The sequence below is a fragment of the Paenibacillus sp. E194 genome (genome assembly GCF_000935845.1).
Taxonomy (GTDB): domain Bacteria; phylum Bacillota; class Bacilli; order Paenibacillales; family Paenibacillaceae; genus Paenibacillus_B; species Paenibacillus_B alvei_B.
In genome coordinates this window covers 1-13355 of the sequence record NZ_JMDX01000170.1, presented here as the reverse complement: position 1 = coordinate 13355, position 13355 = coordinate 1, and the positions used below count along the sequence as shown (strand labels likewise).

Annotated in this window: 10 protein-coding genes; 8 read left to right on the top strand and 2 right to left on the bottom strand. The window is 50.7% G+C overall.

Going from position 1 to position 13355, the window contains the following annotated elements; genetic code table 11:
- Positions 1 to 44: 44 nt before the first annotated feature.
- Entirely contained in the window at positions 45 to 1184 is a 1140-nt protein-coding gene (locus AZ66_RS20400; protein ID WP_044356522.1) for a virulence factor, read from the bottom strand.
- A gap of 504 nt (positions 1185 to 1688) precedes the next feature.
- Between AZ66_RS20400 and AZ66_RS20395 the strand changes: the two genes are divergently transcribed.
- Positions 1689 to 2774: an MBL fold metallo-hydrolase gene (locus tag AZ66_RS20395; RefSeq protein ID WP_044356521.1), complete on the top strand. Its 1086-nt coding sequence runs from the start codon at positions 1689 to 1691 to the stop codon at positions 2772 to 2774.
- A gap of 256 nt (positions 2775 to 3030) precedes the next feature.
- Here AZ66_RS20395 and rsgA read toward each other — a convergent pair whose 3' ends face one another.
- Positions 3031 to 4272, bottom strand: a complete 1242-nt coding sequence (rsgA, locus tag AZ66_RS20390) for a ribosome small subunit-dependent GTPase A (protein WP_052648709.1) — start codon at positions 4270 to 4272, stop codon at positions 3031 to 3033.
- A gap of 619 nt (positions 4273 to 4891) precedes the next feature.
- Between rsgA and AZ66_RS20385 the strand changes: the two genes are divergently transcribed.
- The 7 genes from AZ66_RS20385 to AZ66_RS20355 form a co-directional block, all read left to right on the top strand.
- Positions 4892 to 6511, top strand: coding sequence for an ABC-F family ATP-binding cassette domain-containing protein (locus AZ66_RS20385; RefSeq protein ID WP_044356520.1), 1620 nt, complete (start codon positions 4892 to 4894; stop codon positions 6509 to 6511).
- A 456-nt stretch (positions 6512 to 6967) separates the two neighbouring features.
- A complete protein-coding gene (locus tag AZ66_RS20380; RefSeq protein ID WP_044356519.1) occupies positions 6968 to 7654 on the top strand; it encodes a hypothetical protein in 687 nt (228 codons plus the stop codon).
- Positions 7638 to 9053, top strand: coding sequence for a phage baseplate assembly protein V (locus AZ66_RS20375; RefSeq protein WP_044356518.1), 1416 nt, complete (start codon positions 7638 to 7640; stop codon positions 9051 to 9053). The genes AZ66_RS20380 and AZ66_RS20375 overlap by 17 nt, the downstream gene beginning before the upstream one ends.
- 22 nt (positions 9054 to 9075) lie before the next feature.
- Positions 9076 to 10263: a pentapeptide repeat-containing protein gene (locus tag AZ66_RS20370; protein ID WP_052648707.1), complete on the top strand. Its 1188-nt coding sequence runs from the start codon at positions 9076 to 9078 to the stop codon at positions 10261 to 10263.
- Entirely contained in the window at positions 10260 to 10781 is a 522-nt protein-coding gene (locus tag AZ66_RS20365; protein ID WP_044356517.1) for a hypothetical protein, read from the top strand. Before AZ66_RS20370 ends, AZ66_RS20365 begins: the two co-directional genes overlap by 4 nt.
- Positions 10782 to 10856: 75 nt before the next feature.
- A complete protein-coding gene (locus AZ66_RS20360; RefSeq protein ID WP_231586964.1) occupies positions 10857 to 11285 on the top strand; it encodes a DUF4280 domain-containing protein in 429 nt (142 codons plus the stop codon).
- Positions 11286 to 11358: 73 nt separating this feature from the next.
- On the top strand, positions 11359 to 13355 hold a 1997-nt coding region (locus AZ66_RS20355; RefSeq protein ID WP_231586963.1), incomplete at its 3' end, for a contractile injection system protein, VgrG/Pvc8 family.

The window sequence follows — 13355 nt, the reverse complement described above, 5'->3', positions numbered from 1 at the left end:
TTGCGCAAGGACTGCTGCTCTTTCTATTGGTTTTCCCTTTAAGATTAATCGCCTTGTCCGCGTAGACGGGCCATTTGCTGCCAGACTGTTCCGACAGCTTCTTCACCGGAACGGATGCGTTCAATTGCCATGCGTGCTTGCAAGGCAACCTCGAATTCGGGATCTTGAGCGGCGTGCTCAAGTGCTGTCAGCGCACGGTCATCACCAGCTTCATAGAGGAAGCGGGCTGCGCGCCAGCGCACGAGCTTATTCTTATCTTGGAGAGCTTCGATCATCGGCTCGATCGCAATCGGATCACCGATATCGGACAGCGTATCTCCGGCTGTGCGGCGAACACTAACGGAAGTGTCCTTGAGCGCTTCAATGAGAAGCGGCATACATTCGTCGGTTTTGATTTCCCCTAAATATACAACTGCAAGGCGGCGTATCTGGCTCTGTTCATCATGAAGAGCCTTCGCAATGAGTTCCAACCGTTCTGGCGTCGGTTCCATTCGATCCAGAGCTGCGTAACGAACGCGCCAATCTGGATTATTCAGATGCTGCTTGAGTTCTTCTTCAGACCATTCCCGGCGCTCTTCAATAAATGGCTCATCTGTGCGGCCCTTCGCGATGGCTTGGTTCACAAGGGAAGCTACACGTTCTTCGGTATAGGCTGCCTCCAGTTCCTGCTCAACCTCGCGTGCAATGTCCGCAAGCTCCCCGTAACGAATTCCGTAGTCACTGAGCTTGCGTTCCTTGATTAGAGTGGCGCTCGCTACTTCCGTTACTGCACGAACGAAACGATCAGAGAGGCCGACGCGCTCTTCTTGTCCATTGGCCTGCACCCGAATCTGCATCGGGATGCTGCGGAAGTATTGCACATATACCTGTGCCTCACCGAATGATGTCCAAGAAGCCAGATCTTCCTCTTGGGTGCTGTCTGCTTGCGATTGTCCGAACAGGCCGCGAACCTCGTCAAGGATACGAGCCCAGTCCGCGTTCGGGAAGCGGTCTAGCGCGATAAAATCAGCGGTATGGAATACGCTCTTTACGCCCTCGATGTCGAGCAAGCTAGCGATCAGCGGGGAAGCAGAGCGTCGATTTTCTTCTGAATAGGTACGGCGAATGCCGGCAGGCAATGTTTCGTCCAAGTGGAGCTTCATGGAATTCGGACTTGGCGTCGGTTCAATTGTGATTAAGTTCATTGACATACACCTCCATTGGCGTGTGGTTTGCTTCTATTGTATCTTATCGGAGAGTGGGGAACAATGAAGGGAACATGCTTGCAGCTGCCAGGCATTTCATTATTGCTCGGTGAAGGGAATTAGGCCGTACTCTGCAAGGTGGTTGGATCATCTCATTTTGTGTAATACATAGTAATGAGGGATTCGACCAAAGCAGAAGAGCATGCATAGGATGGAAGGATGTCAGCAGCTGTGAATGGCATCTGTCGGATGTAAGGATATTAAGAATTGATATAGGTAAGAGGGTCAGGAGGTTATGAATGACCCCGTTAGATGTATGGATATCATGTTAGAGATGGCATCCGCCAGATGGTATAGAGTCAGGGAACTGGAGTCGAATTGGTGATGGAGACATGGTTCTGGTATGCTAAAGATTAGGAGATAGTATTTGTCATTCGTCCCGTTGCAAGGGAGAGGGTAGCCCTTGTCATTCGATCCGAATTATTCGCAAATGAGGTGGTGCTTATGAAGCGCTATTACGTCAATATGGACGATGTGACAACGGTTAAAGCATGGAATCAATTTCGACGTTGGCAAGCAGAGCGCAAAGAACGATTAAAGACGAAGGATTATTCCTATGTCGTACCAAATGTGAAGCCGGATATCGCTCGCTTGAACGCTAATCGAACAGAGACAACGATTACGTGGATCGGTCATTCGACCTTCCTGCTGCAAATAGGTGGATTGAACATTGTCACAGATCCGGTATGGGCTGCAAGAATGGCGACACAAGCTAGGCTTGCTCCGCCAGGTATTCCGATTGAGGAAATGCCCCCAGTCGATGTTGTTCTCATCTCGCATTCTCATTACGATCATCTGCATATACGGTCATTACGACGATTGGTAGGGCCGAACACGATGCTGATTGTACCTGACGGGCTGCTTAGTAAGCTGAGACGCAAAGGATTTTCCATTATACATGAACTGGCCTGGTGGGAGCATCTAACCGTGGCGGATCGGGTGAAAATTTCGTTTGTACCGGCACAGCACTGGACGCGTCGGACGTTGACAGATATGAATCGTTCCCATTGGGGCGGCTATGTTCTTGAGCATGTTGCACAAGCGAAAAAGACATCCAGAGGTTCAGATTCAACCGGCACGTTAACAGGCGACGGTTCTCCAGCGAATCAATCGAGCCAGGAGACCGTACGTGAGACGATATATTTTGCGGGCGATAGCGGATATTTCCGTGGGTTTGAGCTTATCGGCCAGCGCTTCCACATTGATGTTGCCCTATTGCCGATTGGCGCATACGAGCCGGAATGGTTCATGTCGCAGCAGCATGTTACCCCAGAGGAAGCATTGCAGGCATTTGAAGATGTGAAGGCAAAAGTGATGATCCCGATGCATTATGGAGCGTTCAAGCTGGCTGACGATACACCGCGGGAGGCACTAGATCGGCTGGAAGCGGATCGGGTGAAGAGAGGAATTGCGAGCGAGCGAATTCATATTTTAGCGCACGGTGAATTATGGAGCTATGCAGAAGCATTTGGTCAATCCGTTCAACATGCTCAAGCTGCGTCGCCTAAGGCACGAATGAAATCGCAATAAGCTACATGCCAGGCATACAGACAGATACACGTGAAAAGTAAAAGCGGACTAACGTATAGGAGGGCTGTCCCAAAAAGATAGAAACTAATGGGTCAGACTCGTAAGAAGTGCAAAGACGCCTCCAACTCCACGGAAGAAGTGGGGATGGAGGCGTCTTTCTTACACATGTTCATACGAATGTGGGGCACCCGAAATCAATAGTACGTCTGGGATAGCCCCCGTTCGTGTTAGAGATATCGGATGGTATGGGCTCGCATTATCTGCGCTTGCTCGGTCGGCTGCTCATCTTCGATAGCTTTTTGTTGTTCTGTACGTGTTGGCGGGCAAGCTGCGCATTCTCCGAACGACGCATGTATGCAATCTCACGTTGGAGCTTTTGATAGCCGCGTAGTCTGCTGGAATCCAGCTCGCCTGTATGAATAGCCTCACGTACAGCACATCCAGGCTCTCGCTCATGCTTGCAGTCGCCGAATCGGCATTGCTCTGCAAGGCTTTCAATATCCTCGAAGGTATTCGACAAGCCTTCACTATCGATAGCGGTCATGCCGACTTCTCTCATGCCTGGCGTATCAATGAGCCATGCCCCGCCCTGCAGACGGAGAAGCTCGCGATGCGTCGTAGTGTGGCGGCCGCGGTCATCATCTGAGCGAGCGGCTTGTGTCAGCATTTGCTCGGTACCCGTAAGTGCATTCGCCAGCGTGGACTTGCCTACGCCAGAAGAACCGACGAGCACAACGGTCATGCCCGGGGCAATGCGTGCGCGCAATTCGTCCATGCCTTCACCGGTCATTGCGGATACCCGGTACACGTCGACGCCAGGAACGGCTTGCATCGCTTGTGCCTCGAACAGCTCTGGGTCGTCCGCCTCATCTGACTTCGTCAGTACAATGGCCGGCATGGCGCCGCTATCCCACGCAAGGGCGGCATATCGCTCTAAGCGACGCGGCTCGAAGTCGCGTGACATCGATGTAACAAGCAGTGCAATGTCTGCGTTCGCTGCGACGATTTGAGTGTCGCGGCGACCTCCCGCTACCTTGCGTCCGAACGTGCTGCGACGAGGCAGTACGCCTACAATCGTTGCTCGTCCTTCTGCTTGTCTAGGTGCCACGGCCACCCAATCGCCGACTGTCGGCCAATCGCTAAGCAGTGCCATTCCGGCCCGTGCCTGTCCAGACAGCTCGGCCAGCCATTCTCCTTCTGCGCTGACGACGCGATACAGATGCTTATGTGCCAGCGCTACGCGTGCAGGAACTAGCTGACCTGCGTAGCGGCGTGCAGTAGACTCTTGAAGCTCTTGAATCCAAGACTCCCAAGTGCTTGACCACGCTTCATCGAAGCCAAGACCCTGTAAATCTTGCACAGTACCATCCAATTGTTCTTCCACGCTCAATGTGTTGCTTTCAATTATGGTTTCTTGCACGGAGCAAGTATCTGATAATAGATGTGAATCATGCTTACCTTCATTATGGTTACTTGAATTTTGATTATTTGTAGTCAAATCTGAATTCTCCCTTGTTATGCGGCGTGTAGCCGCTTCATAGTGAACTTGGTCTTACCTGCGAATGAACGACATTGCGGCACGGTCAAGTTCGGGAGAGACAGACGTTTCAGTCGACACTAGCGTCGTTAATAGTTTTCTGGTGATACATGAAATTGTACGATGTGCTAGGCGCTGAAATGTTCCTCCCGAACGTTATATACATTGCTGTTTACCATATAACATCCCTCGCTTTCTTTTTTTAAAGGTAGTTCAAAAAGTACGCTTTTAATCACGAAGCTGTGCAGTAAGAATCTCGGCGTCGAACTTGCATTCACTTTCGAAGTCCGTTGCTCATGTAGTTTTGACTACACTCCGCTACTCCTTACAAGTTTTGCAGAGCAAAACTTGTAAGGAAGCATGGGCTTCAAGTTCAAGCAACCTTCTCGGTGCTGAAAACCGCCCTTTTTGAACATTCATTTATTTTGATAAAGATGGAAATATTATATACATAAAATGCCGGATTGGATATGTGTAACTCTCCAAAGATCATGGTAAAAATGTTCAATCGTCGCATTATACTGATCCTTATGCTATAATAACAGTTTGAAACCAATAATAGGCAAAGGACGGGAATGCCATGATTAGTACAACCGGCGTTACGCTCCGCTACGGGAAACGAGCGCTTTTCGAGGACGTGAACATTAAGTTTACACCAGGGAACTGCTACGGCTTGATTGGCGCGAACGGTGCGGGCAAATCGACATTTCTTAAAATATTGTCTGGTGAAGTTGAACAGACAAATGGTCAAGTAAACATTACTCCTGGAGACCGTCTATCGGTCTTGAAGCAGGATCATTATGCATATGAAGAATTCAAGGTGCTCGATACAGTCATTATGGGTCATGAGCGCTTGTATTCCATTATGAAAGAGAAGGATGCCCTCTATGCGAAGGCAGACTTCACGGAAGAAGACGGCATGCGCGCAGGCGAGCTGGAAGGCGAATTCGCTGAGCTCGACGGCTGGGAAGCTGAATCGAGCGCAGGCGAGATGCTTATCGGACTTGGAATCACTAGAGATCTTCATGACAAGCTGATGTCTGAGCTTGACGGCAACCAGAAGGTACGCGTATTGCTTGCACAAGCATTGTTCGGCAGACCGAACATCTTGCTGCTCGATGAGCCTACCAACCACTTGGATCTCGAATCGATCAACTGGCTCGAGAGCTTCCTGATGGATTATGAAGGCACAGTTATCGTCGTATCTCACGATCGTCACTTCCTGAACAAGGTATGTACGCACATTGCAGATATCGACTTTGGTAAAATTCAGCTGTACTCAGGTAACTATGATTTCTGGTACCAGTCCAGCCAATTGGCGCAAACGATGATGCGCGATCAGAACAAGAAGAAGGAAGAGAAGATCAAGGAACTTCAAGCCTTCATTCAGCGCTTCAGCGCTAACGCGTCCAAGTCGAAGCAGGCGACTTCACGTAAGAAGATGCTCGATAAGATTACGCTCGACGACATTCGTCCATCGAACCGTAAATATCCGTTCATCAACTTCAAGCCTGAGCGTGAAGCAGGCAAGCAATTGCTAATGATCGAAGGTTTGACGAAGTCAGTTGAAGGCGAGAAAGTATTCGAGAACCTTCATCTTGTTGTGAACAAAGGTGACAAGATCGCACTCGTTGGCCCGAACGGATTGGCGAAGACAACGTTGATGCAAGTTCTGATGGGTGAGATTGAGCCTGATGCAGGAACATTCAGCTGGGGCGTTACGACGACACAAGCTTACTTCCCGAAAGACAACTCCGCATACTTCGATGGGGTTGAGGATACCTTGGTTGACTGGCTGCGCCAATACTCCAAGGATCAAGACGAGACATTCCTTCGCGGCTTCTTGGGCCGCATGCTCTTCTCTGGGGAAGAAGCATTGAAGAAGGCAAGCGTATTGTCCGGGGGAGAGAAGGTTCGCTGCATGCTCTCCAAGATGATGATGAGCGGCGCGAACGTGCTGTTGCTTGATGAACCGACGAACCACTTGGATCTCGAATCCATTACAGCGCTCAACAACGGCTTGACTGACTTCGACGGCACAATGCTGTTCACGTCCCATGACCATCAGTTCATTGAGACGATTGCGAACCGTATTATCGAGATTACGCCGAATGGCATCATCGATCGTGTATGCACGTACGATGAATATCTTGAGAATGAAGAAGTCCAAGAGTTGCGCAAAAAAGTTGTATCCAGTTGAAAGCTAATAGCATCTGATAGAAACAAGAGGTTTGAGTAGCCAAATGGCTGTTCAAACCTCTTTTTGTATGTTTAGGGGCTGTCCCTGGATTAGTTTTTGCTTTAGCGGAACATTGCCTCTTACTTGAAAGCAGGATCGAGCAAGGAGCGTTGGTTCGTTCCCAAATTCGATCCTTTCTACTATGTGCAACAATCAGGCTTGAAGTTGCGCAAATGTGCAGCACTCGTTTTCCCCCTTAATATTGTTGTACCTGTAAAATCAGGCATCCCCCTCTTATTTGCATCTTTAGAAATATTGACATCTATTTTTTCCATTTCTATCAAATCAGATTGTATTCTTGCCGTTATAATATAATAGGAAAATATATCTAAATAAGGTGGGCTGTTCCGCTTATTCTAATGTGAAAGCCTGGGACTTCAGAAAGAACTCGGAGTAAAGGGATAGGAGGTAGCCTTCGTGCAGCATTTGGATGAAAAAATATTGGCGATGATGAAAGAGCTGGAGGAAGAACGACAGGAACATGATGGTGAGATGAGGGAAAAAGACGGGATAGCAGGCAGTGGTAGTGACGGACAAGAGAAGCTAGAGTCTATCGATTTCAATCATCCGCTAATAAGCGTCAACGGACAAATGATTCCGCTAGCGGATCGGACTTTACTGGCGGGCAAGCTTCACGTAAGGATGCCGAAAACTTGGCGCCTCATGACTCAGCAGGAGGCTGCGATCAAATATCCCTCGCTATATCGTCCATCCCTAATTTATACGAACAATGAAGGTACCGTGAACTTAACGATCAACCTCACAGAAGATCCGCTTGAAGAAGAGGGGCTTTCTGCTTATACGGAGGCGATGGCTCGCATGATTCGCTCGGTACAGCCTATCCGTTCCTGGATCGATGAAGGCATGATGGATTCTGATGAAGGGGAGCGCGCAGGGTACTGTGAATTCACCGCTTCCGTATTAGACGGGACGCTGTACTATTACATGATGTTCAAGGAGCTGGAAGGAAGCGCGCTACTCGTTTCTTTCTCATGCAGTGCAATGGACATGCGGAACTGGAGGCCAGTGGCTCATGCGATGATGCGGGCGATACAAACCCTCGGCAGTGAGAAAGGGGAGAAACGAAGTGAGTCTTACTTATGAGAATTTGAGCATTCATCCATACCAATTAGTCCACCTGCAGGAACTGACCCTGACGAAGCAGCTCAACGAGCATGCGCGGCTGCGCTTCACGGGGATTGTGTCCGAGGAAAAGAGCAAGCTTTATGTGGATATGACCGATACGGACACCTCTATTGAATTGAATCAAATGGATGCGGACGGTGGGAGCAAACCACTATTCCGGGGAATCGCACTTTCTATCGAAATCCAAGTCGTGCAGGGCGTTCACTATTTGGAAGTGGAGGCGATATCCCATACCTACGTCATGGATGTGAAGACCAAGACGAGATCTTTCCAGAATGTAAAGATGACGATCCCTCAACTTCTTGAACAGTTAGGCAAGGAATACCCGGGAATTGACGTGATGGATGAAGCAACTGCTGGGGCTAAGCTGCAGCGAATAGCTTTGCAGTATGAGGAGACGGATTGGGCGTTTTTACGGAGAATGGCCTCTCGATACCATACCAGTCTAGTTCCGGCAGCTCAATTCCATGAACCCAAATTCTATTTCGGTATTCCAGATGGTTCAAGAGTGATTCGGTTGGAGCAAATGAATTATACCGTTAGCAAGCGAATGGCGCCGTTCCGATATTTCGTAGAAAATGAAGCCGTGTCTGTTGGAGAAAACGATTTTATTACATATGACATCGAAACGGATGAGGTATTCGACTTAGGCAGTCATATTCAATTTCAAGGAGAAAGTCTCTTTGTGCGTGAAGCGAAGACGACGATGCAAGGCGGCATGCTGAAGCATCGGTATGTGCTCTGCTCTCACAAAGGATTGCGGCAGAAGGAGTATAGCCATGAGCGCTTGATCGGTGCATCCATTCGCGGACAAGTGATTGATGTGGCAGGGGACAAGGTAAAAGTTCACTTTGAATGTGATCATGAGCAAAAGAAAGAGGAAGCGCGCTGGTTCCGATATTCGACCGCTTATTCGGCGGAAGGCAGCACCGGATGGTACGTCATGCCGGAGATTGGCGATCCAGTAGCCGTTTATTTCCCTGGAAAGAAGGAAGAGGAGGGCATCGCTGGCGGTGCGGTACGCCAGAATGCTGAACCGAGCGGACGCAATAAGCTAAGCAATCCCGATGTGAAAATATTCCGTACGCCATCCGGCAAAGAAATCAGGCTTGCTCCGAATGAAATCGTCATTACCGGGAAGGATGGCGCCATTTATATTCAACTGAACGATGATGAGGGCATTCACATTGCCAGCAGCAAAGGAGTCAGCATCACTGCGGATGGGGATATCTCCATGAATGCCGGACGCAAGATGGTGTTGTCTGCAGGCAGTGAAATGAATATGAGCTGCAAGGGAAGCCAGCTTCATTTGGGACGTCAGGCGCGCTTAACAGGCAGCAAAGTGAAGTCGAACTAAGCATGCGGAAGAGGAGGTTGTCATGAACAGCGAAGCAGCGTTAACCCATTTCATTCAGGAAGCAGTACCTCGCGAGAGGAGCGAGATGCTCGCTGCAATCGGACAAGAATGGGATGAAGCCAAGCAAGAATGGGTGCAAGAATTTGTCGATGGCTTCCGGCAATGGTGCAAGGTCATTCGTGAACAGCAGCTCTCCGGGAAAAAAGGAAGCCTTGGATTCATCACCTACTCTATGCTGAGAACGGACATTGCGCAGGGACGAGCTCGCTATCTCGTACAAGCGTCCGACAGCTCGTGGCTGTTCGACGCCGAACCGGTTGAAGGCTACTATGACGGCTTGTGGGCTTATCGCTACTTGGATTTGCTGGCAGACAGATTGAAGCTGGCCAGCCGCGAATATAAGGGGGCCGTTCATTCCGCACATCTGGAGCGCATTCGTCTGCGCGAGGCCGTTCACATACACCGCGTCGTGGTCAGCCTGATTCGGCTGGCTATGCTGGAAGCTTCCCAATCGCCGGAGTTCCAAGCTGTGGAGAAGGCAGAAGTATTCGAGGTTCGGGTAGGAGAATATTTGGATCATAGCGAGTGCGTGTTCCGGCTGGACTTGCGCAAGCGCGATGCAGAGGAAGTGCGGTCATGGCTGCGGGAGGGAAATGAAGAGGATTACGCATATGAAGCTTTTCACGCTATGGATTTGTCGGAGGGAGATTGGGCGGGGATTGATCTTCGGTACAGCGCATTTCGAGACTGCTGCTTGTCGAACAGCCGTTTTCTTGATGGCGTTCTGATCGGCACGCTGTGGCAGGAATGCCGGTTGGATGGCGCCAACTTTGCCTACAGTCTTATTAGCAGTGCAAACTTTAGCGGATGCTTCATGCCGTCGGCGGTGTTCCGAGGCGTCCAGGGCAAGCGGGGGATGCTGCCATTCGACGGATTTTCACCCATATTTGAAGGGGTTCAATTCGCTAAGGCCAACTTGACGGGTGCTGATTTTACTCGGGCCAACCTGCCCGGTGCAGTGTTCACTGGGGCCACGCTGAAGAATGCCGTCTTCCACGGAGCGAATCTCAAGGGGGCGCGCTTCGATAAGGCGGATTTGAGCGGAGCGGATTTTCAAGACGCGGATGTAACGGAGGTCAACTGGAATGATGCGCATTGGGATGATGAGGATCACCGCCTGCTATCGTGGGAAATGGGGGGACGGCCATGAATCGGTTATTCAGACTTGTTGCGGATGAACGGATTGCGAATCGGGCAGAGCCGAATATGATGACGCCCGGAACCGTGCGCCGACTAGAGGAAGAAGCCGGCGTGGATGAGCAGCCGCTTGTCTTCCCGATACGGGAACGGAAAGCCGTCGAATATGTCGATTATATGGATCGGCCCATGCCCTTGTTATCGGATCGCGTTAAGCGGTTGATAGAGCTGTACATGCCTGAATTGCGTTGGCGTCCTGTTATTTTGACTGATATGAAAAGGGAACGGCAGGAAGTCTATTGGATGACGTCGCTGCCTCGCCTATGCTGCCTCTCGCCTGATAGCGAATTCCACAAGGATGGGGGCTTGAAGCGGCTTGTGCTGGAAGGAAAGCGCAACTATCGGCCACTGTTCCAGGTGGATGGAATTCGCGAGAGAGTATGGATCACCAATCTGGCGCTTGCCGAGAGTCTGCTGCGGCGGGATGTATACGGGGTTCATTTTGCTGAGGTTGAAATGGATCAAGAGTGAGAGTGCGTTTAAGCGGTGTAGGAAACGACTCTGCTTGAGCATGATCTCAGAATGAAAGAAAGGGGATTAGAGCGATTGGGGAAGCAACAGGAGGATATCCGCGTTCAACCGGGAAAAGGGCGCAAAGGTAGCTATGTTGTCGCCGGTGCTATTCTAAGCTGCAGCTTCGGCACTCAGCCGACCCGGCTCACAATGCCGGAATGCCACGGTACATACGTGAAGGGCAAGGCTCAGATGAACGTTGGGGATTTCGTGCCGGGCGTGAACATCTCTTCTTTTGGCAATTGTTCTTGTTCGATGAATCCGGCCGTACAGAGCAGTAATTTGGTTGATATTTATGGGGTGAAGAAAGCTCCCTGCATTCCGGTTATAACCATTCCTTGGTTGAACGGCAAACATGATGTGCATGTGGCGGGACAACCCGCTTTGCTTAGTAGTTGTACGCACCAATGCCTTTATGGCGGTGTCATTCGCATCGAGGATGACGGACAGGAACTGGATTGATGGAAGTGGACGCATAGACGATAGAACAATACATTCCCGTTTCAGTAATCAAATCATGCAAGGAGGGGAGAAGTTGGAGAAGAGTATGCAAAGCGCAGAATATGCGGCAGGCTACGGTCATATCCGTGTGGTGTGGGCGCATGATATACAGCGAATCCATGAGCTGCGAATCGAGAAGCGAGTGAATGAGCATGCCCGGCTGCATATGCGCGCCCTGCTGGCGGAGGAGCGTGGCGATCGGGATATTGAGGCGTATGATTATGGCAAGTCCGTAAAGGTAGAACAGCTAGGAGATGACGGTTCCGTAGTCCGAACGTTGTTCTGCGGTCAGGTGATGACTCGTACCATACAGGCGGAGCGCAGTGTATATGTCTTGACTTTAGAAGCGATTTCCTGGAGCTATGAGCTGGATGTACGACCTAAGAGCCGTTCATTCCAGCCGGAGCATACGACTTATGAGGATGTCCTGGAACGAGTACTGAAGGACTATGCGCGTTCGGATTCAATCGATACTGCAAGCGAAGGTAGCACGTTGGGATCTTTTACCCTACAATATGAGGAGACGGACTGGTCGTTTTTGAAGCGGATGGCCTCACGGCTTGGGACGGTGTTAGTGCCGGAAATTACCGCAGAATCTCCAAAGCTGTTCTTCGGCTTGCCGGCAGGAAAGCATTGGAGGCTGGATGAACAAGAGCCGTATCGGGTTCGAAAGAGCTTTCGCTCTTTGCTGGGGCATGAAGAGCAGAAGTTGCTATTCGGGAGTGGGTTCGGTTCGTCGTCCTCAACTGTGTATTCGCTAGAGAGCGGAAGATGCTTCGTTCTGGGTGATCGCGTTAGCCTGCCAAGCGGCCTAAAGACGGTTGTAACCGAAATCGTAAGCGAGATGAAGAGCGGGCTTCTATTGCACACCTATCAACTTTGTGCCGAGGAAGATGTTATCTGTCTGCGCAAAGAGAATTGGCAGGCGACAGGCGCTGTGCTCAGCGGGATTGTTATCGGGGTGCAGCGGGATCGGGTAAGGCTGCGTTTGGATATGGATGGCGAGGATGCTGTTTCAGAAGGCTGTTGGTTCCCGTATGTAACAAGCTACGCAGCTGAGGGAAACAGCGGCTTGTATTGGATGCCGGAGCCGGGAGATCGAGCGCAGTTATATTTGCCTTCGATGCATGAGGCAGAAGCCGTAGTGCGGGGCTCACTGCGTCAGCATGCTGACGTTGATAAACCCGATGAGAAAGTTTGGAGCAGCAAGCGCGGCAAGCGGATCAGCATGGGAAGCACTGAACTGAAGCTGGAAGCGGGCGGCGGCTTGAATATCCGCTTGAATGAAGGCAGCGGCGTACATATTCATAGCATGAATAGTCTTGCAATAAGCGGCCGGGACATTATGGTCAAGGCAGGCCAGCAAGTAAGCATGAAAGCAGGGCATTCGCTCTATTTGCGCGGAGGCGAGAGCAGCCTTATTTTGGACGGCGAATCGGATATTCGCTCAGATCTTCTGCATCAGGAAGGAACTGCAAGGTCGCCGGTGCATGTGACCCCGCTTACACCAGTGCCGGAGCCGCCGCTGATGACGGTGGAAGCCTATGAGGCCGGGCAAGCTGCGAAGACGGCGGCAGCCGAATCGCAAGGCGTTACTGGGGCTCAAATCGGGTTGCTGGCAGGTGCGGCGCTCAGTCTGCTGGGCATGATTCCGGCAGCGGGAGTGGTCGGCTCGCTAGTAGGCTCGGCACTAAGTGTTCTCGGCATGATGTCCTCTTCCAGCGGCTTCCGAATCGGGTTGCCGTCAGGCGGAGGCGGGGGGACGGCAACAGGCCCGCTCAGTGAAGAAGAAATGATTCAGATAGAAATGCAAAGGGAGTTTGCGATACTGCTTGGCAAAGTATTCACCGATGCGAGAGGCTGGAGAAACCCGGAGACCAAAGAATCATTAGTTCGCTTTTTGCTGACTCTCAACAAAGGGATGGAGATGGCGGCGAGCAAGATCCCGCAAGATGTCCGAGTAGCAAATCGTAATTTATCGAAGGCGCTGGATTTCTACAGTTCCATCGATAGATGGGATTTGCCTAATCG